Annotated in this window: 20 protein-coding genes; 12 read left to right on the top strand and 8 right to left on the bottom strand. The window is 47.2% G+C overall.

Annotated elements, in window-relative coordinates; genetic code table 11:
* Window positions 1-148: 148 nt before the first annotated feature.
* From HMPREF2865_RS06765 to HMPREF2865_RS06750, 4 genes are read right to left on the bottom strand one after another with little or no spacing between them, the layout of a single operon-like run.
* Window positions 149-799 carry an ABC transporter ATP-binding protein gene (locus tag HMPREF2865_RS06765; RefSeq protein WP_036492188.1) on the bottom strand — a complete coding sequence of 217 codons (651 nt, stop codon included), beginning with the start codon at window positions 797-799 and terminating at the stop codon, window positions 149-151.
* Window positions 796-1,593 (bottom strand): ABC transporter permease, encoded by a 798-nt coding sequence (locus HMPREF2865_RS06760; protein ID WP_070646519.1) that lies wholly within the window; start codon window positions 1,591-1,593, stop codon window positions 796-798. The genes HMPREF2865_RS06765 and HMPREF2865_RS06760 overlap by 4 nt, the downstream gene beginning before the upstream one ends.
* Window positions 1,593-2,762 (bottom strand): capsule biosynthesis protein, encoded by a 1,170-nt coding sequence (locus HMPREF2865_RS06755; RefSeq protein WP_070646518.1) that lies wholly within the window; start codon window positions 2,760-2,762, stop codon window positions 1,593-1,595. Before HMPREF2865_RS06755 ends, HMPREF2865_RS06760 begins: the two co-directional genes overlap by 1 nt.
* Window positions 2,763-2,773: 11 nt before the next feature.
* Window positions 2,774-3,952 carry a polysaccharide biosynthesis/export family protein gene (locus HMPREF2865_RS06750; RefSeq protein ID WP_070646517.1) on the bottom strand — a complete coding sequence of 393 codons (1,179 nt, stop codon included), beginning with the start codon at window positions 3,950-3,952 and terminating at the stop codon, window positions 2,774-2,776.
* Window positions 3,953-4,072: 120 nt separating this feature from the next.
* Between HMPREF2865_RS06750 and HMPREF2865_RS06745 the strand changes: the two genes are divergently transcribed.
* Both HMPREF2865_RS06745 and HMPREF2865_RS06740 read left to right on the top strand, forming a co-directional pair.
* A complete protein-coding gene (locus HMPREF2865_RS06745; protein ID WP_070646516.1) occupies window positions 4,073-5,176 on the top strand; it encodes a stealth family protein in 1,104 nt (367 codons plus the stop codon).
* A gap of 18 nt (window positions 5,177-5,194) precedes the next feature.
* A complete protein-coding gene (locus HMPREF2865_RS06740; RefSeq protein WP_070646515.1) occupies window positions 5,195-8,884 on the top strand; it encodes a CDP-glycerol glycerophosphotransferase family protein in 3,690 nt (1,229 codons plus the stop codon).
* 103 nt (window positions 8,885-8,987) lie between these two features.
* On the opposite strand, the gene HMPREF2865_RS06735 is transcribed toward HMPREF2865_RS06740, so the two are convergent.
* From HMPREF2865_RS06735 to HMPREF2865_RS06725, 3 genes are read right to left on the bottom strand one after another with little or no spacing between them, the layout of a single operon-like run.
* A complete protein-coding gene (locus HMPREF2865_RS06735) occupies window positions 8,988-10,358 on the bottom strand; it encodes an XcbB/CpsF family capsular polysaccharide biosynthesis protein (RefSeq protein ID WP_070646514.1) in 1,371 nt (456 codons plus the stop codon).
* 1 nt (window position 10,359) lies between these two features.
* Window positions 10,360-11,799 carry an AMP-binding protein gene (locus tag HMPREF2865_RS06730; RefSeq protein WP_004519078.1) on the bottom strand — a complete coding sequence of 480 codons (1,440 nt, stop codon included), beginning with the start codon at window positions 11,797-11,799 and terminating at the stop codon, window positions 10,360-10,362.
* Between the two features lie 3 nt (window positions 11,800-11,802).
* Window positions 11,803-12,033 (bottom strand): acyl carrier protein, encoded by a 231-nt coding sequence (locus HMPREF2865_RS06725; RefSeq protein ID WP_003747973.1) that lies wholly within the window; start codon window positions 12,031-12,033, stop codon window positions 11,803-11,805.
* 221 nt (window positions 12,034-12,254) lie between these two features.
* On the opposite strand from HMPREF2865_RS06725, the gene galE reads away from it, so the two are divergent.
* The 10 genes from galE (at window position 12,255) to HMPREF2865_RS06675 (ending at window position 24,908) form a co-directional block, all read left to right on the top strand.
* Window positions 12,255-13,271, top strand: coding sequence for a UDP-glucose 4-epimerase GalE (gene galE / locus HMPREF2865_RS06720; RefSeq protein WP_070646513.1), 1,017 nt, complete (start codon window positions 12,255-12,257; stop codon window positions 13,269-13,271).
* Between the two features lie 116 nt (window positions 13,272-13,387).
* Entirely contained in the window at window positions 13,388-14,455 is a 1,068-nt protein-coding gene (gene rffG / locus HMPREF2865_RS06715) for a dTDP-glucose 4,6-dehydratase (RefSeq protein WP_070646512.1), read from the top strand.
* A 73-nt stretch (window positions 14,456-14,528) separates the two neighbouring features.
* Window positions 14,529-15,395 (top strand): glucose-1-phosphate thymidylyltransferase RfbA, encoded by an 867-nt coding sequence (gene rfbA / locus HMPREF2865_RS06710; RefSeq protein ID WP_070646511.1) that lies wholly within the window; start codon window positions 14,529-14,531, stop codon window positions 15,393-15,395.
* A gap of 53 nt (window positions 15,396-15,448) precedes the next feature.
* Window positions 15,449-15,988 carry a dTDP-4-dehydrorhamnose 3,5-epimerase gene (gene rfbC / locus HMPREF2865_RS06705; RefSeq protein ID WP_070646575.1) on the top strand — a complete coding sequence of 180 codons (540 nt, stop codon included), beginning with the start codon at window positions 15,449-15,451 and terminating at the stop codon, window positions 15,986-15,988.
* Between the two features lie 24 nt (window positions 15,989-16,012).
* The gene (locus tag HMPREF2865_RS06700; RefSeq protein ID WP_070646510.1) at window positions 16,013-18,127 is read left to right on the top strand and encodes a capsular polysaccharide biosynthesis protein; all 2,115 of its coding nucleotides are present in this window, start codon (window positions 16,013-16,015) and stop codon (window positions 18,125-18,127) included.
* A 136-nt stretch (window positions 18,128-18,263) separates the two neighbouring features.
* Window positions 18,264-19,523, top strand: a complete 1,260-nt coding sequence (locus tag HMPREF2865_RS06695) for a capsule biosynthesis protein (protein WP_070646509.1) — start codon at window positions 18,264-18,266, stop codon at window positions 19,521-19,523.
* A 368-nt stretch (window positions 19,524-19,891) separates the two neighbouring features.
* Window positions 19,892-21,298, top strand: coding sequence for an SEL1-like repeat protein (locus tag HMPREF2865_RS06690; protein ID WP_070646508.1), 1,407 nt, complete (start codon window positions 19,892-19,894; stop codon window positions 21,296-21,298).
* A 217-nt stretch (window positions 21,299-21,515) separates the two neighbouring features.
* Window positions 21,516-22,730, top strand: coding sequence for a sodium/glutamate symporter (gene gltS, locus HMPREF2865_RS06685; RefSeq protein ID WP_070646507.1), 1,215 nt, complete (start codon window positions 21,516-21,518; stop codon window positions 22,728-22,730).
* A 105-nt stretch (window positions 22,731-22,835) separates the two neighbouring features.
* Complete coding sequence (locus HMPREF2865_RS06680; RefSeq protein WP_070646506.1) at window positions 22,836-23,858, top strand: lysozyme inhibitor LprI family protein; 1,023 nt, start codon at window positions 22,836-22,838, stop codon at window positions 23,856-23,858.
* A 54-nt stretch (window positions 23,859-23,912) separates the two neighbouring features.
* A complete protein-coding gene (locus tag HMPREF2865_RS06675) occupies window positions 23,913-24,908 on the top strand; it encodes a S49 family peptidase (RefSeq protein WP_070646505.1) in 996 nt (331 codons plus the stop codon).
* A gap of 190 nt (window positions 24,909-25,098) precedes the next feature.
* Here HMPREF2865_RS06675 and pdxA read toward each other — a convergent pair whose 3' ends face one another.
* The gene (gene pdxA / locus HMPREF2865_RS06670) at window positions 25,099-26,103 is read right to left on the bottom strand and encodes a 4-hydroxythreonine-4-phosphate dehydrogenase PdxA (protein ID WP_070646504.1); all 1,005 of its coding nucleotides are present in this window, start codon (window positions 26,101-26,103) and stop codon (window positions 25,099-25,101) included.
* Window positions 26,104-26,231 lie beyond the last annotated feature (128 nt).

The raw sequence follows: 26,231 nt of genomic DNA, 5'->3' as shown, positions 1-26,231 counted from the left end.
AACCAACCATTTCAAAACTTTTCCAATGCGACACTGGGCGGCCGTAGCCGAAAGTTCTTGGGAAAGAATTTGAGTAATGTTCATCAATAAAATTCCAACGGACAGGCCGTCTGAAATTTCAGACGGCCTGATTTAAAAAACAATCGCTTTAAGGTAGCGAATTATAATATTCGTAGGCTTTGTCCATATCTTCAAACTGGTGCATATGCCCTTTTTCCAGCACCATCGCATTATCGCAATATTGCTTCATGGCGCTGTGGCTGTGCGACACCAAAATGATGGAACGGTCTTTGCGCTTTTCAAACAACTCGTACTTACATTTATCGGCAAAGCGCGAGTCGCCAACTGCAATCACTTCGTCAATCAGATAGCAGTCAAACTCTACCGCCAACGACAAAGCAAATGCCAAACGCGCCTTCATACCTGAAGAATAACGCTTAACCGGCTCGTAAAGATACTGCCCCAGCTCGGAAAACTCTTCGGTAAAGTTCTTCACATAATCGATATCGACGTTGTAAATCCGGCAGATGAAACGCAAATTGTCCATACCGGTCAGGCTGCCTTGAAACGCACCGGAGAATGCCAAAGGCCAAGAAATACTCATTGTCCGCTTGATTTCGCCCGTAGTCGGTGGCTCAACGCCACTGATCAAACGGATAAGCGTCGATTTACCTGCACCGTTGCGGCCGAGAATACCGATTTTCTCACCCTTCTCCATTTTGAAGTTGATATCGTGCAAGACTGTCCGCCAACCTTGGCGGGTCAGATAGCGTTTGGAAACGTGTTCAACTGAAATCATTGCGGCTCAACCCCTTTGCTGAATCTCGCCACCATCGCCAAACCAAGCAGCAGCAAAACTAAATTACACAACAAAATATACCAAGGATTTTCGTAAGTCGTAACGCTATTACCGAAATATCCGGCACGGAACATTTCTGTACCATGCACCATCGGAATCATCAGCACATAGTGTTGCAACTGCTGAGGCAGGTTGTGTACGAAGAAAAACACGCCGGACAAAGGCATCATCACAAAACTGATGGTACTCCAAACCTTGCCAAACGGCTCAAAGTGAAACGCCACCGAACAGATGACCAGCCCCAATCCAACGGCAAACATTGCCATCAAAAGCCAAGCCAACAACATATAGAAAATATCTGCCGGTACATCAATCCAGCCGATGACGACCAATGCGAACATAATCACAACCTGCGCAATGGTGGCGCCGGCAATCTCCAACAACATACGCGCAAAAATGGTATCTAAAACGCGTACATTTCGGTGATACAGCAGGCTTGTGTTGGCAGAAATCGAACCGATGGCACGATTAGAAGCATTACGCCACATCATCATCATCGGATAGCCTGTCAGCGTGAAAGCCACGATATTCAAAGCTGACACGTTGTTCATGCGGAAGAATTTCCACATCAACACCATAACCAAAGTCAGCAGCAAAGGTTCGACAAACAACCACAAAAAACCAATGTTATTACGACCGTAGCGAGTAATAATTTCACGCATTAAGAGTGCGCCGATTACCCTTTTTTGGATAAGCAGCGACTCCAAAAACGATGTTTTATGTAGCTCTTTCATCAGTTTTTATGCTCACGGATACTTGCAGACAGCAACACGGCAATGCCATAGACAATCAAACCGATGACAAACGTTGCCACGATGTTGTACAGACGGTTTGGCTCATGCGCCAAGTCAGGTTTGTTCGGCTGGGAAATCACTTCCAAATACAATTGCTGACGATCTGCTTCCGCTTTTGCACTTTCCAAAGAAGTCATTGCCGCAGCCAATTGTTTCTCAGCCAATTCGTTTTCCAAATACACGCGCTGATATTCCGCCGCTTGATTGGACAACGAACCCTCGCCACCGCCGGAAATCGCTTTCATTTGTTGCGAGATTTCTTTACGCAAGCTCTTCTCGCGCGCAATCAAACCTGGAATTTGCGGATTTTCAGGCGTAACGGCTTTTACCTGGTCAAGCTGGGTTTGAATGACAATCAACTCGTCCTGCAATTTAGACACCAAACCCATTTGCACATCGGATTGCGCCTTCAAGTCAAAAATACCGTTGGAAACACGGAATTTTGTCAATTGAGCCGAAGCTTCTTTAACTTTCTCTTCAGCCGAATTGACCACTTCCTGAGCATAACGAATCGTATCCTGACGAGCACGTTCGTTCAGCTGGTTGATCAATACCTCACCCTGTTTGAGCAAAGCATCATTGATCTTTTGAGATTCACCGGCATTGAACGATGTAACGCTCAAATTGGAAATGCCTGAGACAGAGTCAAAATGGATGGATACCTTATCGCGGTAGTATTGATAAAACGCCTCATCCTCGCCACGCAGGCCAAAACCATTAAAACGGCTGAAGATGTCGCCTTCTTTTTCATAAAAATCACGAACGGGCATTTTCTTACGCAACGCGTCCAAAGCCGAACGCGACTGCATATATTCCTGCACGGTATAAATATCGTCTTGCGCACGAGAGAAACCAGACCCCTGCAAAATAGCGCCCAAGCCGTTCAAAGACGATTGGCTTTTAGGAGAACGCACCACAAAGCTGGACTGGGATGTGAACTGATCAGAAGCAAATAGTCCGTAATACACACCGGAACACAAAGTCGGCACGATAACCGTTACCCAAAGCAACGGCTTAATCTTACGCAACCAAGACTTTTTGGTCTTTTTCTTTTCGGGAGCCGGTTGTTCCGGTTTCACATCCACATTTGCAGAAACTTGCTCAGACATTATTTTCCCCATTAATTCACTAAATTATTAATACTGTTCGCACCGCTAACCACAGGCGAGAACACAAATGACAAGAACTTGCGTACTTCAGCCATCGGCGCATTCGATACGTACACCACGTCCTTATCCTTCACAGGGAAACGCTGCATCCAAAACATAGAATTCGCATCTGCCAGGTTCAAACGGTAAACCACAGGAATCTCCGCACGATCGCCATAGCCCTTTTCAACCCATTTAGATTGTTTCTCAGGAGGCAGCTCGGATAAAGGCGCATAACGGAATACAAATACACCGCGCGCATCTGCACGATAATCCTGCAAGCCGCCCATACGTCCCACAGCCTCAACCAAAGACAAACCCTTCACAGAAAAACCAATCTGCTGCGTATGACCGACTGCACCCATAGACGTAAACGTGCTCGGATTAGTAATCATCGTGACCACGTCACCGCGACGCAACAAAATATTTTGACGCGGATGCGCCACCAAATCTTCCAGAGCAATCGTTCTCACAACATTGCCACGTGTCAGCTGTACATTCGTATCCTGAACATTCGCAGTCGAACCGCCCACCGCAGCCACCGCATCCAACACGCGCTCGCCTGCAGCCGTCAAAGGCATACGCACACTGTTACCCGCACGGATAACCGATACATTCGCCGCATTGTTTTGCACCATGCGCACCATTACCTGCGGCTGGTTCGCCATTTTTTTCAGACGGCCTTTAATAATGTTTTGCACCTGAACCGGTGTTTTACCAAGGACAGACACATCGCCAATAAACGGCACAGAAATCGTACCTGAAGAGCTGACCATCTGTTCAGGAAGCTTCGTTTGCTGCGCATTACCCGAACCGGTAGACGACAAAGCCCCACCGAACAACACAGCCGGAGGAGCTTCCCAAATCGTAATGTCCAGCACATCACCTATATTGATAGCCCCTATTGATGACGTACCATCGCCCAGCTGAGCAAATGACTGATTAACTTGCGCTTGATATAGCGACTGAGCTACCGCACCATTCACATCAATCAATTCCACCTCCGGCACTTCGACTGTAGCCGGCTGTTGCCCCAAAGCAACAACATTTCGTGTACTTGGGCCGGAAGTAGGAAGAGAAGAGCATGCAGCCAACAGACTGACGCACAACAATAACATGCCCCTGCGGGTAAGACATTCTGCTTTCAACATTGATTAAATCTCACTATACTTTTAATTACGCACAGCCATTATAACACCTGAATGAAATATTAGGCCGTCTGAAAACCTGACATAAGCATCAAAAAACATCACATTACAGCGAATACCGTCATGAGAAAACTTAAAAAACTGATTCGACAACCAGGCGTATTCTTCCGCGACTATCTCAACAAAAGATACCCTGTCCGCAACGCCGAACAGCGTACAACAGAGTCTGACGAACCGGTCATTATCGACAACAGCCTGTATTTAGCCGAACTTGAAAATAGTATCAACCTTCCCCCTATTAAAGTTGATGTCGTTTTCACATGGGTAAATAACCAAGATCCCAAATGGCAGCAACGCCGCCGCCAACATAGCCCTACCGCCGAACAAAACGCACTCCACAATAATGACGAAGCCCGTTTCAGCAACCACAACGAACTTTACTATTCACTTCACAGCGTGCGTACCTTCCTGCCGTGGGTCAACCATATCTACATCATTACCGACAACCAACGCCCCGACTGGCTCAATCCTGCCGACTATCCCAATGTCAGCATAATAGATCACAGTCAAATCATTGACCCACAATACCTGCCTACCTTCAATTCGCATGTAATCGAAGCACACCTGCACAACATTCCTAATCTAAATGAACACTTCATCTATTTTAACGATGATGTATTTGTTGCCCGGCCATTACCGAAGGAACATTTTTTTCACGCCAACGGCATTGCTTCACTATTTATTGCAGACAAAAGCCTAAAACAAATGTCCGAAAGAGGAACCGATACACCCACTCTTTCCGCCTCAAAAAACTGTATCGCACTATTGCAACAGCACTACGACTGCCACATCGACCGTCCGTTAGTACACACCTATATCCCACTGCATAAAAGCAGCTTTCAATTTGCTTGGCAGCACTACCGTACTGAGATTCAAGCCTTTTTATCCAACCGTTTCCGTTCTAACCACGATCTCAATCTTGCCACCTTCCTCGTACCTTGGCTGATGTTTTTAAACAGGAAATCTACAGTAGGTAATGAAATATGTTATTATTTTAATATCCGTTCCAACAAAGCGCCTGCCCAATATATCAAGCTCTTAGAAAATAAAAAAAATGGGCGGCAGCCACACTCTTTTTGTGCCAACGATTTTCACAGCCAGCAACAGATTGAAAACTACCAGGACAAACTGATTCAAATGCTGGAAAATTACTTCAAAACCAAATAAAAATAAAAGGTCAAAAAAATGAACAATAAAAAATTTCGGAAGCTCTTACGAGACCCTAAACTCTTTTTCCGCGACATGTACGCCAAACGCGTAATGAAACTCAAAAAATACCTTCCCTTAAAATACGAAGGTAATAATCAATTTACAATCGTTTCAGCTGTTTATAACGTCGAAAAATACCTTGATGAATACTTTGACAGCATCGTCAAACAAAGCTTGAATTTCAAAAAACACATTCAAATCATTCTAGTAGATGATGGATCAACCGACCATTCGGCAGAAATCATCAAACGATGGCAAGCCAAGTTTCCCCAAAATATCCATTATTTTTACAAAGAAAATGGCGGTCAGGCCTCGGCACGCAATCTGGGTTTGCAACATACACAAACTGAATGGGTAGTATTTACTGACCCTGACGACTATCTTCACCCTGACTACTTCAAATCAGTAGATACTCAAATTAGCCAACATCCGTCGACAGTAACTGTAGCTACTAACATGAAGTTTTTCTTTGAAAATCAAAATATCATTAAAGACAGTCATCCTCTAAGATTCCGTTTTAACAAAACCCACGTTATTGATGTTGTCAAACTCGATAAATTCATCAATATGTCTGCTGCCTCCACCTTTTTCAGAGTCAGCCATATTAAAAAACAGAATTTGGTGTTTAACCACAATGTTAAGCCAAACTTTGAAGATGGCAAATTTATTGCAGACTATTTATTAGATTTGCAGGACGCAAAAGCTGTGTTTGACAGAGATGCCGTCTATTTCTATCGTAAACGTGAAAGTGGCACATCCACTTTAGATACTTCTTGGCAAAAAGTAGAAAAGTTTTCTAATGTTTTTGAGTATGGCTTCTTGCCTATGCTTCAAAACTATAAAAACCGCTTAGGGCATGTACCCTCCTCAATACAAAAAACCGCATTATATGATATGGCTTGGTATATCCAACAATTGCTTAATAGACCTGAACGTCTAGATTTGTTGGATGCCAAACAAAAATCACATTTTTATGATCTAATGCAGCAGGTTTTTAATTATATTGATCAAAAAAATATTATGGAATTTGGCTTAGCGGGAGTATGGTTATTCCATAAAGTTGGTATGCTTGGAATGTTCAAACAGAGCGAGCCACCATTCCAAATCGCCTATGTTGAAAATATCGATCGTGAACGCAAACAGTTCCTTATCAGCTATTTTACCTATTTCGACCAGCCATATTCTGTGCAGGCCGATGGGCATGATCTTATTCCTGTCTATGCAAAAAGCGTGGTCAATAAGCTAAATGAACAATTATTTGTTTACGAAAAACGTTTGTGGATTCCCTATGGTGATGTTGCAGACAACGCCAAAATTAATATTCTACTTAACAAAAAAGCAATGCGAATTTCAATTAAAGGTAAAACCTTTATGCACGGCATCGCATTAAATGAACTTATCGGTTTATTTACGCCGTCTGAAAAATACCTTTCAGACGGCAGCTGGCTCTTAATGGATAGGGAAACTAAAGCTGACGACAACGCTGAGCATTTTTATCGTTATATGATGCAGAACCACCCTGAACAAACTTGCTATTTCGTACTCAACAAAACTGCCCCAGACTGGAACCGTCTCGAACAAGAAGGCTTCAAACTTGTAGAATTCGGCGGTAGTGAATATGAACGACATCTACGTAAAGCTGAAAAAATCATTTCCAGTCATTTGGAAAAACACATTAATAATTATTTTGGGGATTTATACGAACACAGCAAAAAATTTGTCTTTCTTCAGCACGGAGTAACCAAAGACAATCTTTCTGCATGGACAAATAGCAAGCAAAACCTACACTGTTTCATTACCACTACTGAGCCAGAAAGTCGCTCGATTAAGGCTGACTTCAATACCTACAAGCTGACCGAAAAAGAAGTAGCACTAACTGGATTTCCACGCTACGACTCCTTACTATCAAAAAATAAGCCCGACAGTCGCAAGATCCTGATTATGCCAACTTGGCGCAATAACATTGTCGGTCAAAATATCGGTACAGGTAGCAATACTCGTACGCTCAACAGTGCTTTTATGGAAACTGACTATGCCCGTTACTGGCAGGCTCTGCTTCACGACCAGCGCCTGAAGGAAATGGCAGAAACCTACGGCTACGAAGTAATTTTTGCACCACACCCAAATATCGAGCCCTATTTGGAAGTAATGAATGTCCCTACCTATATAAAAATCTGGAGTGGACTGCGTGAAACTGAAAGTATTCAGTATCTTTTCGGACGTTGCGCCGTATTGATTACCGACTACTCATCAGTAGCATTTGACATGGCCTATCTGAATAAGGCAATTATTTACTATCAATTTGATAAAGAAGCCTTCTTTTCAGGTACGCACACCTATCAAAAAGGCTATTTCTCTTACGAAACTGACGGATTTGGCCCTATTACCATCAATCAGCATGAAACGCTGACTGAATTAGAAAGCATTTTAAAATCAGGACATGCCAAACCCGAATATCTTGATCGTATCCGCGATACTTTCCCCTTCCAGGAAGGTGGCAACTGCGAACGCGTGTATCAAGCTATTACTGCTCTTGACCATGCCGAAACCGCTGACAATCTGCCTATTTTAATCAATATGATTGAGCAAGCAGAGAATCATCATGCATGGGACTTGGCAGCAACCCGTATCCAAACTCTGCTTGATACAAGCCGTCTGAATGCGGAAGAAACAGCTGATTATCGCCATCGTTATCTGAACGCTTTATTTGAAAGCAACCAGTTTGATACTTTGCAAAACCTGTTACCTGATTATCCTGATACCGCTGATTACTGGCATGCGAAAATGGATTTATATATCGGTAATGCCGTTAAAGGGGCGGAATTTTTTGCTGAAAACGAGCATATAGGAACGCAAAATGATTTACTTGTAGCATTACTTGCAGCCTCGTTTCACCAAGCAAAAAGGCCGTCTGAAAAACTGTTTGCTCGTATAGGTACAGACTTATCCGACTCATATCAACCTTTGTTAGCCGTAGCACAAAAGCTATCGGAGCAGAATTATTTTGTAGCATTGGCTTTACTGAAAACGTATATTGATGGCTTGGATGATCGCACAAAAGGCTATCTCAAACCCGAGCTGTTGGCTTCTTACCTCTGTATGAAACTTGGTAACTTACAAGGCGCGCATCAGTTTTTGGTTGCTTTTGAAAACCATACTCAGAATGATCCAAGTTGCCGTATCGCGATTGCAAGACTGGCAAAATTACGCGGTGATTCTGAAAAACTATTTACCCAGCTTAACCGTGCCTTTGAAGAAAATCTGCTCTTAATTCCTGAAGATTTAACAGTCGATTATCTGAAAAAAATGTACGCTACCGGCAACACTGACGGCGAAGGATATCTATTGGCTCAACTGCGCCAAAAATATCCTGAGAATCCGTCTTTGGCCTTGTATGAAGCTGAAAAACTTGCCCAAAACCAAGATTGGGAGTCTGTCACCAAAATATTGGCTGATTTTGCACAAACCTCACCGGAAACGATGTATCTTTATACAACTGCTTTATGCCGTCTGAAAAACCATCAGGCAGCACAACGTTATTTTGACAGCCTCTCTCTACAAGACACAGCAGCATATTGGAAACTGGCAGCTGAAATAGCGGAAGCGAAAGGTGACAAGACATTACAGGCTGAGTGTCTGAAAAAACAATTGGCTTGTTTAGAGTAATCTCTGTCTTATCTTAAAAAAAGGCCGTCTGAAAACTTTTATGTTTTCAGACGGCCTTTACTGTTAATACACTAATCAAGCTAGTATATATCTACTTCATATTTTAATTCAGATTAATGTCCGAATCAGTGATATGGATATCCAACAGCAAATTATTGATAATGGTATTGGACAAGAATACTGTGTTGCCTGAAAAATCTATGTGCTTTTGAATTTTTTCAAAGTCAAACTCACATAATACAACTGTAGGCAATGCTTCTTTCAGCTCTTTAATATCCGGGTAAAACTCTGATACCTTAGCCGATGAAATGACCACTTGATTTTCAAGGTTATGATCAATTACATCTGGTAGCTTTTTGAAAGTCTCCAAAATCGGCGTACGGATAGAGTGCAGATACAATGGATCTTTGCCACCATAGTATTTATGGTTGCCCAAAAATGGGTCGATTGCAAAGGTTTTGTACCCACCAATTAAGCCATGATATACCGCCCCTGTACCGCCTGATGATGCACCGCAAATGACTACGTTTTTCTTATCTACACCATAAATACTCATCAGGCTCTTAATGAAACGCTGGATATTGTCTTCGATATTTTCATCAAACTTTGTATTCAACCCGTGACTGCCAAACGCATCTGATACATCAGCCATACGGATGATATAAGTATTTGGCATAATGCTGTTGCTGATAAATGGAAATGGGTGGCTATAATAACGGTCAACCATATTCTCATTACTCTTATTGGTATAAGAGAACAACACCAATAGGTTTTTCTTGTTGGCACTCAATACTTTCGGTGCTTCAACAGTATAAATGACATTTTCCAACTCATGGAAAGAGTCTGGGAAATAAGCCAAAAGATCTTTATAGCTGTGCTTGTTCACACGACGGAACACACTTACACCCATTTTGTGTTCAACAGCTAAAAAGCCTCTATTATTTAGCTCATAAACATAATCACTTAGTCCATGATTCCGAGCATAGCTTAGGAAAAACTCATTACTGTCGCCTTTGACACCAATGTATTCAACTTCCGGCTTATCCAAGTACTCGGCTAAATTAATGCCTTTATTTTTTTCAACATTCAGGATGTAACACAATTCGCTACCAAGATAAATAGAAGTAACTTCTAAAATCTCACTAAATTTATCCTCAATTTTTGCCCAATCGGCTTCAGCAAATTTAAAAGACAATACTGTCTTTTCTTGATTAACCGATTGCGGGTAACTTCCATAGACTTCTGAAATATATTTCAAAAATTTTGGAAAACCAGAAATTTGAGAAACCTTGCTCTTATTGCGCTCAATAAAGTTAAAGGTTTGTCCTACTACCGTATAACTGACGCTGACAAAATAGTCGTTCAACAGAAAATCAAACACTATACTTTGATTGTTATAAATCCAAGCGTTAACCTTTTGAGGATCAATCTTGGCTTTTCGTAAGATGTTTTGCTGAATTTGATATAAATCCATTTTATAAACCCTGCTGATATTTTTCCAACAATGCTTTTTTGTCGGTTTTGTGGTTGGTGCTGACTGGAATTTCATCAATGTGAATAAATTCAGACGGCATCATGTAAGACGGTAAATTTTGTACTAATGCGTCTTTGATCGCCTGAGTATCTGCACTTTGCTTGGCTGTATAGAAACACACCAAACGCAATACTGCGCCTGTGTTGCGCTTCAAAGCCACTACTGCCACATTATCAAAGGCAAATTCCTTAAGGTTAAGGATTTTTTCTTCAATTTCTGAAAGTTCGATACGGTAGCCATTGAGCTTAATCTGCTCGTCTTTACGGCCTTGTACATAGAACAATCCATTTTTTTCAAAACCATAGTCACCTGTTTTATAAGTACGGTTATCTGCACTGTGTACTACCAAGCGTTTAGCATTTTCAGTTTCGTTGTTCAGATAGCCACGCATCACATGATTGCCACTAATCCAAATCTCTTCATCAACAATCTCTAATTTGGAATTAAGCACGGCAACGCCTACAGGCAACTCTTCTTCTGCCGCCAGCATATCAGGCGTAATATCAACGTAAGTTGTTGCTACAGTAGCCTCAGTCGGACCATAGGTATTGATAACACGGACACCGGGAAATTTTTGAAAAATCATATTTACTACTGGTTTGCCAAGTTTTTCGCCACAGAACAAAAATTCTTTCAAACTCGGTAAAGTAGCCTGACTACATTTAGGGTTAAGCAGCTGCTGCATGGCAAAAGAAGGCGTGGAAACCCAAGTAGTAATTTGTTGTTTGGCCAAAAAATCAATCCAGGTGGCAGGATTAGAAATAGCATCACGACTGTTCATGACAATGCAACCACCGTAAGCCAAGTTGCCAAAGATTTCGTACATTGACAAATCAAACGCAAACGGAGCCTGATTCATGAATACATTAGGTGCGGCTAAATTAAGCTGCTCTTTCATCCATTTCATCAGGTTGAATACAGCCTCACGACCGATTTGCACACCCTTAGGTGCGCCGGTTGTTCCTGAAGTAAACATGATGTAAGCCAAATCTTTTTCAGCCAACTCTACTTCTTCATCAGTCTGCTTTTCAAAAGTTTGCGTTGCCGAACGGTACACAAAGCGTGCTTTCGACAGTTGGCAGATATTGTTCAGACGGCTTTCAGGATAAATACTATCCACCGGAATAAAAGGGATTTTGTTTAATAAGCAGGCATAAATTGCCACTGCAAAATCAATTTCTTTATGGCCGTGCAACACCAAAGGAATGTTTTTGGTAATATCTGCTATGCTTTTGTAAGCCTCGATAAATGCGGCTATTTTTACGCGCAACTCTTCCCAAGAACATTCCTGAGTATCATTAACTAACGCTTTTCCCGAAGTTTGGCTGAAACGGTATTCCAAAAAATCATCAAGATTTTGGAATTCATTTAATTGTTTCATGATTTAGCCTTTGTAATTATTTTCAACATATTGAATGATATTGGCTGAGTTTGCCAAAATATCAACCAGTTGCTCAAACGGCAAATCAACATCAAATTTTTGTTTGATGGCCATAACCAAATCCATTGCGCTCACAGAATCAATAAGTCCTGTAGACAACAATTCTTCATTTGCTGACACTTGTTTTTGTGCAACTTGTGAAATCAACGCCAAAACTTCGTTAGATACTGACATGGTAAGATCCTTTTATTAAAATTGAAATGATAACGCTTTGCACCCTGTGCATAACACTGTGATTATCCCATATTTTTTTACTTTTCAGGTAACTAAATATACAATAACCAAATAAAGCAATCCCTCTTTGACAACACTTACACCAGGCCATCTGAAAGCGTTTGTATTTTCAGCCAACCGGTTTCACGACTTCCAAACACAATTTTAATTAAGGAAAACCAATGACTATTCTTATCACCGGCGGTACCGGTTTTATCGGTTCTCATACCGTTGTTTCCCTGCTGAAATCAGGTTTTAATGCCGTGATTTTGGACAATTTGTGTAATTCGTCTGCCAACATCCTCCCGCGCTTGGAAAAGATTACCGGCAAGTCTGTGCCTTTTTACCAAGGGGATATCCGTGATCGTGAAGTGTTGCGTCAAATCTTTGCAGAACACGATATTGATGCCGTCATCCATTTTGCCGGCTTGAAGGCAGTCGGTGAAAGCGTGGCCGAACCAATGAAATACTATGACAACAATGTGTCCGGCAGCTTGGTTTTGGCTGAAGAAATGGCGCGTGCCGGTGTATTTAAGATTGTGTTCAGTTCATCGGCTACGGTTTACGGCGATCCGGGTAAAGTGCCTTATACGGAAGATATGCAACCGGGGAATACGACCAGCCCTTACGGCACGTCTAAGTCTATGGTGGAGCGCATTTTGACGGATATCCAAAAGGCTGATCCGCGTTGGAGCGTGATTTTGTTGCGCTATTTCAACCCTATCGGTGCGCATGAAAGCGGTCTGATCGGCGAGCAGCCAAACGGTATTCCAAACAATCTGCTGCCTTATATCTGCCAAGTGGCTTCAGGCAAGCTGCCGCAATTGTCGGTTTTCGGCGATGACTACCCTACCCCAGACGGTACGGGTATGCGCGACTATATCCATGTGATGGATTTGGCGGAAGGCCATGTGGCGGCGATGCAGGCGAAAAGCGATATTTCGGGTGTACACCTGTTTAATTTGGGTTCGGGACGTGCTTATTCGGTATTGGAAATCATCCGTGCTTTTGAGGCAGCCTCCGGTTTGACCATTCCGTTCCAAATCAAACCGCGTCGCGATGGCGATTTGGCCTGTTTCTACGCCGATCCTGCCTACACCAAAGCGCAAACAGGTTGGGAAACCAAACGCGATTTGGCGCAGATGATGGAAGACTCATGGCGCTGGGTCAGCAACAACCCAAATGGCTACGACGATTAAGTTGACCTGATACAGGCCGTCTGAAAGAGATGTTTTCAGACGGCCTCTTTATCTGAAAAACACACTTTCTGTCTGCTATAATCCGTTTATATTATTTTGACTATCCTCTGAAACTTATGAAAAAAATCCTTGTTACCGGCGGCGCGGGCTTTATCGGTTCTGCCGTTGTCCGTCATATTATCCAAAACACCCAAGACTCTGTCGTCAATGTCGATAAACTAACTTATGCCGGCAATTTGGAATCTTTGACTGGGGTAGCCAATAATCCTCGCTATGCTTTTGAGCAAGTGGATATTTGCGACCGCGCCGAACTCGACCGCGTATTCGCACAACACCAGCCTGATGCCGTGATGCACTTGGCTGCGGAAAGCCATGTCGACCGCTCCATCGATTCGGCAGGCGAGTTTATCCAAACCAATATCGTCGGTACATTCAATCTGCTTGAAGCGGCCCGCGCCTACTGGCAACAAATGCCGTCTGAAAAACGCGAAGCCTTCCGCTTCCACCATATTTCTACCGATGAAGTCTATGGCGATTTGCACGGTACGGACGATTTATTTACCGAGACCACGCCATACGCGCCGTCCAGCCCCTACTCTGCTTCTAAAGCGTCCAGTGACCACCTCGTACGTGCATGGCTGCGCACTTACGGACTGCCAACCATCGTAACCAACTGCTCCAACAACTACGGCCCGTACCACTTCCCGGAAAAACTCATTCCGTTAATGATTCTGAACGCACTCGACGGCAAACCGCTGCCCGTTTACGGCGACGGTATGCAAATCCGCGACTGGCTGTTTGTCGAAGACCACGCGCGCGCGCTGTATCAGGTTGTTACCGAAGGTGTTGTCGGCGAAACCTACAATATCGGCGGCCACAATGAAAAAGCCAATATTGAAGTCGTCAAAACCATCTGCGCCCTGCTGGAAGAGCTTATTCCTGAAAAACCGGCCGGTGTGGCGCGTTATGAAGATTTGATTACCTTCGTGCAAGACCGCCCCGGCCATGACGTACGCTACGCCATCGACGCTGCCAAAATCGGCAGGGAGCTGGGCTGGAAACCACAGGAAACATTCGAATCCGGCATCCGCAAAACAGTGCAATGGTATTTGGACAACAAAACCTGGTGGCAAAACGTATTGAACGGTAGCTACCGTTTGGAACGTTTAGGCACCGGAAAATAAGTTTTCAGACGGCCTGTTCCCATATTAGGCCATCTGAAAATCACGCAAACACACACTACTCAGGAGAAAACCCATGAAAGGCATTATCCTTGCCGGCGGCAGCGGCACGCGCCTCTACCCCATCACGCGCGGCGTATCCAAACAGCTGCTGCCCGTGTACGACAAGCCCATGATTTATTATCCCCTGTCCGTATTGATGCTGGCAGGAATCCGCGATATTTTGGTAATTACCACGCCAGAAGACAACGCCTCTTTCAAGCGCCTGCTCGGCGACGGCAGCGATTTCGACATTTCCATCAGCTATGCCGTTCAACCCAGTCCGGACGGCTTGGCACAGGCATTTATCATCGGCGAAGAATTTATCGGCAACGACAATGTTTGCTTGGTTTTGGGCGACAATATTTTCTACGGCCAATCATTTACGCAAACATTGAAACAGGCTGCCGCCAAGACCCACGGCGCAACCGTATTCGGTTATCAGGTCAAAGACCCCGAACGTTTCGGCGTGGTTGAATTTGACGAAAACTTCAACGCCCTGTCTATCGAAGAGAAACCGCAACAGCCCAAATCCGATTGGGCGGTAACCGGCTTGTACTTCTACGACCAACGCGTCGTCGAGTTTGCCAAACAAATCAAACCATCCGCCCGCGGCGAATTGGAAATTTCCGACCTCAACCAAATGTATTTGGAAGACGGTTCATTGTCGGTACAACTCTTGGGACGCGGTTTCGCATGGTTGGACACCGGCACCCACGAGAGCCTGCACGAAGCCGCTTCATTCGTCCAAACCGTGCAAAACATCCAAGACCTGCAAATCGCCTGCCTGGAAGAAATCGCTTGGCGCAACGGTTGGCTTTCCGATGAAAAACTGGAAGAACTGGCGCGCCCGATGGCAAAAAACCAATACGGCCAATATTTGCTGCGCCTGTTGAAAAAATAATGTTTGAGGCCGTCTGAAACTTTTCAGACGGCCTTTAGATGAAAGATAAAACGATGAACATCATTGATACCGCCATTCCTGACGTAAAACTGCTTGAGCCGCAAGTCTTCGGCGACGCGCGCGGCTTTTTTATGGAAACCTTCCGCGACGAGTGGTTCAAGACACAAGTCTGCGACCGTACCTTCGTGCAGGAAAACCATTCCAAATCCAGCAAAGGCGTATTACGCGGCCTGCACTATCAAACTGAAAACACACAAGGCAAACTCGTGCGCGTGGTTGTCGGCGAAGTATTCGATGTGGCCGTCGACATGCGTAAAGACTCCCCCACTTTCGGCAAATGGGTAGGCGAGATTCTGTCCGCAGAAAACAAACGCCAACTATGGGTACCCGAAGGTTTCGCTCACGGCTTCTATGTACTGAGCGATGAAGCTGAGTTCGTCTATAAATGCACAGACTATTACAACCCAAAAGCCGAACACTCGCTGATTTGGAATGATCCGACCGTCGGTATCGACTGGCCGTTGCAAGGCGAGCCGAACCTGTCGCCTAAAGACTTGGCAGGCAAAGTATTGGGCGAAGCCGTAACGTTTTAAAAATAATTCAGGCCGTCTGAAAGAATGTTCCTCTTTTCAGACGGCCTACAATCTATTAATAACAATAATCGACAAAAACGCATTGTGAAAAACGCCTACATTCCCTCTCGCGGCATCCGCAAAATTCCCCATCTCTCCACCCTATTGCCTGAGTTTCATATCTGCAAAGACGGAAAAGGTGCAGAGACTGTTGTCGGATGGGGTTTGCGCCCGACGACACACAAAGCGCGTGCTTTTGCCGCCGAACACCAGCTTCCCTTTATTGCTTTGGAAGACGGCTTTTTGCGATCGCTCGGACTGGGTGTTGCCGGCTATCCGCCCTATTCCATCGTCTATGACGACATCGGCATCTACTACGACACCACGCGTCCTTCGCGTTTGGAACAACTGATTCTCGCAGCCGATACCATGCCGTCTGAAACCTTGGCTCAGGCGCGACAGGCGATGGATTTCATCCTGCAACACCACCTGTCCAAATACAACCACGCGCCCGAGCTTTCAGACGATCATCCTTTACGCTCCCCATCCAAGCCTGAAACCGTCCTCATCATTGATCAAACCTTCGGCGATATGGCCATCCAATATGGCGGTGCAGATGCCTCTACGTTTGAACTGATGTTTCAGACGGCCTTGAATGAAAACCCGCAAGCCGATATCTGGGTCAAAACCCATCCCGATGTTTTGTGCGGCAAAAAACAAGGCTATCTGACCCAACTGGCGCAGCAACACCGTGTCCATCTTTTGGCAGAAGACATCAACCCGATTTCTTTGTTGCAAAACGTCGATAAAGTTTATTGCGTTACCTCACAAATGGGTTTTGAGGCGCTTTTGTGCGACAAACCGCTGACCACCTTCGGCCTGCCGTGGTATGCCGGATGGGGTGTGAGTGACGACCGCCATCCTGAAATCAACCGCCTTGTTCAAACCCAACGCCGCGCCCCCCGCAACTTGCTACAACTCTTCGCCGCGGCCTATCTGCAATACAGCCGCTACCTCAACCCCAATACCGGTGAAGCAGGCAGCCTCTTTGATGTCATCGACTATCTGACGACGGTCAAACGCAAAAACGACAAATTGCGTGGCGAGTTGTATTGCGTCGGCATGTCTTTGTGGAAACGCGCGGTTGCCAAACCGTTCTTTAACGTACCCTCATGCCGTCTGAAATTTATCTCCTCCACCCAAAAACTGGCCGGGGTCAAACTATCCAACGATGCACGCATCCTTGCTTGGGGCAACGGCAAAGAGGCCATCGTCCGTTTTGCCGAACAACACAACATCCCCCTGCTGCGCATGGAAGACGGCTTTATCCGCTCGGTCGGGCTTGGTTCTAATTTAGTCCCACCACTGTCGCTCGTTACCGACGATATGGGCATTTATTTCAACGCCGAAACCCCGTCCCGTCTTGAACACATCCTGCAAAACCAAAACTTCGACAATCAAGACTTTCAGACGGCCTTGAAGCTGCAAAAAATGCTGACCGAAAACCACATCAGTAAATACAACGTCGGCAGCTCAGACTTCACCGTCCCGTCAACCGACAAAACCGTGATCCTCGTTCCCGGCCAGGTTGAAGATGATGCGTCTATCCGCTACGGTTCACCCCAAATCTATCGCAATCTGGATCTGCTCCGTACCGTACGCGAACGCAATCCCGATGCCTATATCATCTACAAACCGCATCCCGATGTAGTCAGCGGTAACCGCATCGGCCATATTTCCCCTGAAGATACGGCACGATATGCCGACCAAACCGCCGAGCAAGCCGATATCCTGACCTGTCTCCAATACGCAGACGAAGTTCACACCATGACTTCGCTGACTGGTTTTGAAGCCTTGTTGCGCGGCAAAAAAGTCAGCTGCTATGGCCTGCCTTTCTATGCAGGCTGGGGGCTTACCCAAGATCTGCTGCCCATTCCACGCCGCAGCCGCAGGCTTGAGCTTTGGCAGCTGATTGCCGGCACGCTCATCCACTACCCCGACTACATCCACCCCGAAACCCATCAGGCCATCAATGCGGAAACCGCAGCCCAAATCCTGATACGTCAAAAAAATATGCAAAAAAACAACAACGGATTACATCGCGGGTACTTTGCTAAAAAATTAGGTAAAATAAAACAACTATATCGATCTTTCAAATAAACACCATCTAAATTAACGATATATCATAAACTTACCTCTATTGAGGCATCATTGCCTTTGCATCGTTAATTCTCTTGGCGTGTGCTTGAAAGTTCAACCTAAAACTATTACATAAAAAACAAAACCACATTGCGACATGAAACAGACCGTCCTCAAAAACAACCTGCAAAACCTGCTTGAAAGCGCAGAAAATATCCTGCTGCTTCAAAGTCCTGTCGGCAATTTTTTTCTGCGTCTTGCCGACTGGCTGACTGTAAACGGCAAAACCGTACATAAATTCAACTTTAATGCAGGCGACGACTATTTTTATCCGCCCACTCAAGCTCATACCGTTGTTTTTAACGATGACTACGATGCCTTTCCTGAGTTTTTGCAAGAATACATCGTTCAACATCACATCCAGGCCGTTGTCTGCTTTGGCGACACACGCCCTTATCACGTCATTGCAAAACGCATTGCAAACGAAAACCAAGTCGGTTTCTGGGCGTTTGAAGAAGGCTATTTCCGCCCCTACTACATCACCCTAGAAAAAGACGGCGTCAACGCATTTTCCCCGTTACCGCGCCGTGCCGACTTTTTTTTGGAACAATTCCCCAAGCTGGCCCAGCAAGAATACAAAGCGCCGACGCCGGTACGCGGCGGGTTTATGCCCATGGCCAAAAACGCCGTCCGTTACTATATCGAATTGTTCCGCAACCCGAACAAGTACCCAAACTACATCCACCACCGCGCATCCAATGCCGGCCATTACCTCAAACTGTGGTCGATCTCCATCCTCAAGCGTTTGAACTACTATATTGAAGACATCCAAATCGCCAAACGCGTGGAGACGGGCAAATACGGCAAATTTTTTATTGTTCCCTTGCAGGTATTCAACGACAGCCAAGTCCGCATCCATTGTGACTTTTCCAGCGTCCGCAGCTTCCTGCTCCATATTTTGGCCTCCTTTGCCGCGCACGCGCCTGCCGATACCAACCTCATCATCAAGCATCATCCGATGGACCGCGGCTTTATCGACTACTCGCGCGACATCAAACGCTTTATCAAAAAACACCCCAAACTCAAAGGCCGTATCACTTACGTCCATGATGTCCCCCTGCCCGTTTTCCTGCGCCACGGCCTCGGCATGGTTACCATCAACAGCACCAGCGGCCTGTCCGGACTGATACACAATATGCCTGTCAAAGTGCTCGGCCGTGCCTATTATGATATTCCCGGCATTACTGACCAAAATACCTTGGCAGAATTTTGGAATCATCCGACACCGCCTGACAAAGAGCTGTTCCATGCCTACCGAATGTACCACCTCAACGTGACCCAAATTAACGGTAACTTCTACAGTCAGGTCTTTTTTCCTCACAAAAACACATCCGACTCTTCCACACCGACAACCTGACTTAGTGAAGGAAAAGTTCAGGCCGTCTGAAAAACATTTCAGACGGCCTGAAGCAAACAATATCTTAGCTACTGCCATGTAAATAAAACATAAAAACTGCATTTATCATTAACAATAAATTACAAAGACAGTATAATAACTGAGATGTCATAAAAGCATACCAACTCAAGCTGAGGCCTTAATAACACACAAAATATGGATGTACTCCCAGGCAAAACAATATAACAAGCCAAACATCCTAAAGATAAGCCAGCAAGGCAATACACTTTACAAAACTGTGGCGAGCAATATTTTTACAAAGCCCTCAGCCGGTATTGCCGCCCATATGCTGCAGCATCCGTCTTCCACTTTATATCCGCCCGCAAACCATGACCGCCGCTCCTGATATCCTCTACCGGCAAGCCGCCGCCCTTTTGGAACAATCCAATACCGCCCAAGCCCTGCCCCTGCTGCAACAGGCCGCAGAGCAGGGTTATACGGAAGCTGCTTTTGTATTGGGCAATCATCTGCTGCAAAATGGTCATCCGGAGCAGGCACTTCCATGGCTGGAAGCCGCCGCGGCCCAACGCCATCCCAAGGCACTCTTTATCCTGCTGCAACAACGCGAACACAACGGTACCCCAACAGGACAGCTTCTTAACGACTACGCCTGGCTGGGTGAGCAAGGTCATCTTGAAGCCCAATTAATCCTCATGCGTTACCACGCGCAGCGCAACGATCCACAATCCCTTTACTGGGCGGAACTTGCTGCCGCCCGATATGCCGCGCCTGCATATTACCATCTGGCACGCCATCATCAACGCCAAGGCGACGTTGCGACAGCCATCGAACAATACGAAAAAGCGGCCGCGCTCGGCGTAACTGCCGCCTGTTGGCAACTCGGTCAAATCTACTTCTACGGCACAGGCATCAGCCCCGACCACGCACAAGCCGAACACTATCTCGAACAAGCCACGCAAGCCGGCCACATCGCCGCACAAACCCTGCTGGCCGACCTTCTTGCCGCCCAACGCAAACCCGAAGCCTTGGAATGGTATCGTTGTGCCGCCGATAAAGAGCAAGCGGAAGCTCAAGCCAAGCTGGCCCAATATGCCCTGACCGGCGAACTTTCCAAACGCGACCCGTTCCAAGCGGCGCGCTATGCCAAAGCCGCCGCTGAGAAAAACCATCCCGAAGCCCTGAAAATCATGGGCGACCTCTACCGCTACGGCCTCGGCATCAAAGCCGACAACCATGTCGCGCACGATTACTACCACCGGGCCGCCGCGCTGGGTTCTGCCGCCGCCGCACAAAAACTCATCAGCGACGCCGCGCTGTACCATCCGCAACAATACGAACAAATCAAAACAGCCGCCCTGCAACAGCAACAAACCGAAACCATCTACCGTTTGGCGGAAGCACAAGCCCACGCCATCGGCCGTCCAGCCGACTACAATGCCGCGCGTAAGAATTACATGGAAGCTGCCGAGTTCCACCATAAAAACGCGGCGGCAGCCTTAGGCCGCATCTACCATTACGGCCTCGGTACAGCGCAAGACCCTCGGGCGGCTGCACACTGGTACGCCATCGCTGCCGAACAAAACCACCCTTCCGCCCAATACCACCTCGCCTGTTTTTACTATCACGGGCAAGGTGTCGGCTGTCATGTTCCGACCGCCTGCTACTGGCTGCAGGCCGCCATCAGCAACGGCCACACTTCGGCCGAATCTTTAACATCCCTATTAGAACAATGGCGCCGCGAAGCGCATCATGCCATCGGACAAAAGGCCGTCTGAAAAGATTTACACTCGCATTTTTTGACAATCTTTAACTATTACCCTAATATTTGCCAGTTATTTTTCACGGACACGTCATCGTTTTCATTTCTTTCTGAAAACACCTTGTCCGCGCATCAATACCATGACACTCGGCGGATAACGCCAAGCGTTGAAACACACTACATCCGGAACAAAAACGGATGCTCGGAAAAACATTTCTAGGAGGTGAAACAACATGGAATGGGAATTCAACAGTTATTACACACTGATTGCCGCCACGCTCGTGTTGCTGGTTGGTAAATTTCTGGTTCAAAAAATCAAATTCTTAAGAGACTTCAATATTCCCGAGCCGGTCGCCGGCGGTTTGATTGCCGCTATCGTCCTGTTCGCCCTGCACGAAGCCTACGGCGTCAGCTTCAAATTTGAAAAACCGCTGCAAGATGCGTTCATGCTCATCTTCTTCACATCCATCGGTTTGAGTGCCGACTTCTCCCGTTTGAAAGCGGGCGGTTTGCCTTTGGTTATCTTTACCGCCGTGGTGGGTGCATTCATCATCATCCAAAACTTCGTCGGTGTCGGCTTGGCGAGCGCATTGGGCTTGGATCCGCTGATTGGCCTGATTACCGGTTCGATTACCCTGACCGGCGGTCACGGTACTGCCGGTGCATGGGGTCCTGACTTTGAAAGCAAATTCGGCCTGACCGGCGCAACCGGCTTAGGTATGGCTTCTGCAACATTCGGCCTGGTATTCGGCGGTTTGATCGGTGGTCCTGTTGCACGCCGTCTGATCAACAAATTGGGCCGTAAACCTGTCGTCAAAACTGCCAAATCCGACGACAACGATGCTGCCGACGACATCTTCGAACAAGCACAGCGTACCCGCCTGATTACTGCGGAATCTGCTGTCGAAACCCTGGCTATGTTTGCCGGCTGTTTGGCATTTGCCGAAATCGTGGATGGCTACGACAAAGCCTTCTTCGACTTGCCTAAATTCGTATGGTGTCTGTTTGCAGGTGTGGTCATCCGCAATGTCCTGACCTCAGCCTTCAAAGTCAATATGTTTGACCGCGCCATCGACGTATTCGGTAACGCTTCCCTGTCACTCTTCCTTGCCATGGCTCTTCTGAATCTGAAACTGTGGGAGTTGACCGGTCTGGCAGGCCCTGTGACCATCATCTTGGCCGTACAAACCGTTGTGATGATTCTGTACGCCACTTTCGTTACCTACGTCTTCATGGGTCGCGATTACGACTCTGCCGTATTGGCGGCAGGTCACTGCGGCTTCGGTTTGGGTGCCACCCCGACCGCCGTTGCCAACATGCAGTCCCTGACCCAAACCTTCGGCCCGTCGCACAAAGCCTTCCTGATTGTACCTATGGTCGGTGCGTTCTTCGTTGACTTGCTCAACGCCGCCATCCTCTCCGGCTTTGTCAGCGTCATCAAAGGCTGATACATCTGACATAGAAAAGCACTTGCCGCATTTACTTGCTGCAAGTGCTTTTGTTATGATAGGCACGTCAGGCCGTCTGAAAGGCCGTCATCTTCAGGAGTACCCATGTACAAAAAAACCGCTTCCGTATTGATTTTAAGCACGATTCTTCTTGCTGCATGCAGCAAAGAAGAGCCGAAAGCCGCGCTTGATTGCGCCCAACCGGCCACACTGCAAAACATCCGTACCACCATCGAAGACACCCTCAAACAACAAGCGCGCTCCTTTGCCCGCAATGACAGCCGCCAATTCGTTGATGCCGACAAAATCATCGCCGCCGGCCTCGAATTAGAAACCCTGCTTGAAGACGCCAAAGAAACCGAAGACAACGGCAAAGCCATCTGCCGCGCCAACCTCAAAATCCACATTCCCGACACCATCCTCAAAACGGCTATAGACAACAGCCCGCTGATTTACGGCAACACCCCGTTGTCCGACATGCTCGAACAAAAACTAATGGGCAGCAACCTGACTTTTGAAAACAACACGTTCAGCACCACCCTGCTCTACACCCCCGACAAAGACGGCAAACTGGTTCTCGAAGACAACACCCTGAGCACCACAGCCCAAACCCTTTCCGCCACCCTACTGCCCTACGGCGTGAAAAGCATCGTCATGATAGACGGCAAACCCGTATCCAAAGAGCAGGCCATCAAGCTGCTGCAAAACCCAAACACGGAAGAGCCACCGACTATTGATCCGCAAGACATCCTTGAAAACAACGCCGCCAGCCAAGCTGTCGGCTTGACCGATGATGACGATAATTCAGACTACGAAGTCCTGCGTCCTGACCGTGAAACTCCGCGCAACGAGCCACCCGGCCTCAGCCAAAGCGAGCTCGACAACGCGCGCGCGCAAAACCGTCAGGCAGACGGCGAGATCAACGACCTCTGGGGCGGCATGGACAGCGATGTCAAACAACAAATCCTCGGCGAACAACGCACCTGGATTCAAAGCAAAAAACTCAACTGCCAACAAGCCGCCGCGTCCGCAGACAACGCCGCGCAAGCAGAATACCTGCGCCTGCAGTGTGAAACACGCATGACCCGCGAACGTACGCAATACCTGCGCGGCTATTCCATCAACTAAAACCGATAAGGCCGTCCGAACATTCAGACGGCCCACAAGAAAGCACATCACATCATGCAATACCGAATCCACCGTGAAGGCGATGCCCAAAACACACCCTCTTCAGCCTCCACACCCGTCGACAACTGGGAGCGCAACACCCTGCGCGAAGTCCTCCTCGCCGCCTACCAAGAACAGCGCCGCGCCCGTATTTGGCGCAATATCTGGCGCGGTGTCGCCGTCCTCATCTTCCTCAGCCTGATCTTCGGCTTCGCAGAAGAAGAAGGAAAAACCACAAGTATCCATGCCCGCAGTGAACACACCGCCGTTATCGACCTGACCGGCGAAATCGGCAACGACATCGACGACCAAGTCCAAATCCTGCGCGACAGCATGGAAGCCGCCTACGAGAACGGCAACGCTAAGGCCATCATCATCCGCGCCAACAGCCCCGGCGGTTCGCCTGTCGTGTCCAACACGGCCTTTAACGAAGTCCGCCGCCTCAAAGCCGAACACAAAGACATCCCTGTTTACCTCGTTGCCGAAGACATGTGCGCTTCCGGCTGCTACTACATTGCTGCCGCAGCCGACAAAATTTACGCCGACCCTTCCAGCATTGTCGGCAGCATCGGCGTGATCGGCGGCGGTTTCGACTTTACCGGCCTGATGGACAAAGCCGGTGTCAAACGCCGTCTGAAAACCGCCGGCAGCAACAAAGGCATGGGCGACCCTTTCACGCCTGAAACCCCGGCACAAACTCAAATTTGGGAAACCATGTTGGGCGATATCCACCAAGAATTTATCAAAGCCGTCAAACTCGGCCGTGGCGCAAGGTTGAAAGACAAACAGTATCCCGACGTTTTCAGCGGCCGTATTTACACTGGCAAAGAAGCCAAACAGGTCGGCCTGATTGACGACTTCGGCAGCATTTACAGCGTTGCCCGCGATGTTGTCAAAGCCCCCGAGCTGGTCAACTACACGCCGCAAGACGATTTCAGCAAAATGCTCAGCCGCCGCTTCGGTGCGGAAGTGAAGGCCAAAGTCAAAGAAACTTTGTCTGAAATTTGGTAAACCAAAAAACCAAAAGGCCGTCTGAAACCCAAAACATGGGGCTTCAGACGGCCTTTTTATATGGTTTTTAAAATAAAACGCTGATTATTGTCCAAACATCCATCGACTTCATCAAATCAGCAGGCAGATGCTCCCTGATGATGCTTTTACAGGAACACATTACGCCTGCAAACGATTAAACCTTCACGTTTCAGACGGCCTGTTTCTGCATATTGTGCGCCATATCGAGCGCGGCGCGGACAGCGGTAATCAAACTGCCGGAATCAGCTTTGCCTGTGCCTGCCAAGTTCAAGGCAGTACCATGGTCGACGGAAGTGCGGATAAAGGGCAGGCCGAGGGTGATGTTCACGCCTTCACCAAAACCGGCATATTTGAGCACCGGCAGCCCTTGGTCGTGATACATGGCGAGGACGGCGTCGGCATCTTTGAGCAGGAAGGGTTGGAACACGGTATCGGCCGGATAAGGGCCGCGTGCGTCTATGCCTTCGGCCTGAAGGGCACGAAGTGCCGGAATAATGGTATCGATTTCTTCGTGTCCCAAATGGCCGCCTTCGCCGGCGTGGGGATTGAGGCCAGTAACGAGGATGGCCGGATTGGCTATGCCGAACTTATGGCGCAGGTCGTGTTCAAGAATGCGGACAACCGACTCGATTAAAGGCTTCGTGATGGCGGCGGAAATGTCTTTCAGCGGCAGATGAGTGGTGACCAATGCTACGCGCAGGCCGCCGCCGGTCAACATCATGACAACTTGTTCGGTATGGCTTTTTTCGGCGAGGTATTCGGTATGGCCGCTAAAAAAGCCGTTGCCTGCGTGGGCATCGTTGATGATGCCTTTATGCAGCGGCGCGGTCACCATACCGGCAAACAGGCCGTCTGAAATGCCTTGATACGCCGTATCCAGCAGCCGGAGAACATACGCGGCATTGGCAGGATTGAGTTCGCCTGCCCGACACTCGGCATCTAAAGGAATATGCAGGACTTCGAGTTCGCCCTTGGGCAAAGGATCAGCCGCTTGGGTTTGGAAGTCGCGCAGGATGACGGATTTGCCGAGCTGTTCGGCCCTTTGCGCCAACAGGTTTTTGTCACACAAAACAACGGGGCGGCAAGGAAGGTCGGCGAAAGCCAAATCGAGGCAGATGTCGGGGCCGATGCCGGCCGGTTCGCCGGAAGTGATGGCGAGAATGGGAGCAGTCATGGTGTTTCTCGGTACGGTTTACAGTATTTAGACAACGTCAGGCAAAATGCCTGCCCTACTTTTTTCAGATTAACACAAATACAAAAAGGCCGTCTGAAAACAGTTTTGCTTGGTCAAACTGTTTTCAG

This window comes from Neisseria sp. HMSC073G10 (assembly GCF_001812605.1).
GTDB classification, from domain to species: Bacteria; Pseudomonadota; Gammaproteobacteria; order Burkholderiales; family Neisseriaceae; genus Neisseria; species Neisseria subflava_A.
Note: the sequence above shows the minus strand (reverse complement) of the source record. Positions and strands in the feature narration are given on the sequence as shown.

What these genes read in the sequence shown, in the direction of transcription:
- HMPREF2865_RS06735 (WP_070646514.1), bottom strand. Translation starts at nt 10,358, where the DNA reads ATGGATTTATATCAAATTCAGCAAAACATCTTACGAAAAGCCAAGATT.
- HMPREF2865_RS06730 (WP_004519078.1), bottom strand. Translation starts at nt 11,799, where the DNA reads ATGAAACAATTAAATGAATTCCAAAATCTTGATGATTTTTTGGAATAC.
- galE (WP_070646513.1), top strand. Translation starts at nt 12,255, where the DNA reads ATGACTATTCTTATCACCGGCGGTACCGGTTTTATCGGTTCTCATACC.
- rfbC (WP_070646575.1), top strand. Translation starts at nt 15,449, where the DNA reads ATGAACATCATTGATACCGCCATTCCTGACGTAAAACTGCTTGAGCCG.
- gltS (WP_070646507.1), top strand. Translation starts at nt 21,516, where the DNA reads ATGGAATGGGAATTCAACAGTTATTACACACTGATTGCCGCCACGCTC.
- HMPREF2865_RS06760 (WP_070646519.1), bottom strand. Translation starts at nt 1,593, where the DNA reads ATGAAAGAGCTACATAAAACATCGTTTTTGGAGTCGCTGCTTATCCAA.
- HMPREF2865_RS06755 (WP_070646518.1), bottom strand. Translation starts at nt 2,762, where the DNA reads ATGTCTGAGCAAGTTTCTGCAAATGTGGATGTGAAACCGGAACAACCG.
- HMPREF2865_RS06725 (WP_003747973.1), bottom strand. Translation starts at nt 12,033, where the DNA reads ATGTCAGTATCTAACGAAGTTTTGGCGTTGATTTCACAAGTTGCACAA.
- HMPREF2865_RS06765 (WP_036492188.1), bottom strand. Translation starts at nt 799, where the DNA reads ATGATTTCAGTTGAACACGTTTCCAAACGCTATCTGACCCGCCAAGGT.
- pdxA (WP_070646504.1), bottom strand. Translation starts at nt 26,103, where the DNA reads ATGACTGCTCCCATTCTCGCCATCACTTCCGGCGAACCGGCCGGCATC.
- rffG (WP_070646512.1), top strand. Translation starts at nt 13,388, where the DNA reads ATGAAAAAAATCCTTGTTACCGGCGGCGCGGGCTTTATCGGTTCTGCC.
- HMPREF2865_RS06750 (WP_070646517.1), bottom strand. Translation starts at nt 3,952, where the DNA reads ATGTTGAAAGCAGAATGTCTTACCCGCAGGGGCATGTTATTGTTGTGC.
- HMPREF2865_RS06690 (WP_070646508.1), top strand. Translation starts at nt 19,892, where the DNA reads ATGACCGCCGCTCCTGATATCCTCTACCGGCAAGCCGCCGCCCTTTTG.
- HMPREF2865_RS06675 (WP_070646505.1), top strand. Translation starts at nt 23,913, where the DNA reads ATGCAATACCGAATCCACCGTGAAGGCGATGCCCAAAACACACCCTCT.
- HMPREF2865_RS06680 (WP_070646506.1), top strand. Translation starts at nt 22,836, where the DNA reads ATGTACAAAAAAACCGCTTCCGTATTGATTTTAAGCACGATTCTTCTT.
- HMPREF2865_RS06700 (WP_070646510.1), top strand. Translation starts at nt 16,013, where the DNA reads ATGTTCCTCTTTTCAGACGGCCTACAATCTATTAATAACAATAATCGA.
- rfbA (WP_070646511.1), top strand. Translation starts at nt 14,529, where the DNA reads ATGAAAGGCATTATCCTTGCCGGCGGCAGCGGCACGCGCCTCTACCCC.
- HMPREF2865_RS06695 (WP_070646509.1), top strand. Translation starts at nt 18,264, where the DNA reads ATGAAACAGACCGTCCTCAAAAACAACCTGCAAAACCTGCTTGAAAGC.
- HMPREF2865_RS06745 (WP_070646516.1), top strand. Translation starts at nt 4,073, where the DNA reads ATGAGAAAACTTAAAAAACTGATTCGACAACCAGGCGTATTCTTCCGC.
- HMPREF2865_RS06740 (WP_070646515.1), top strand. Translation starts at nt 5,195, where the DNA reads ATGAACAATAAAAAATTTCGGAAGCTCTTACGAGACCCTAAACTCTTT.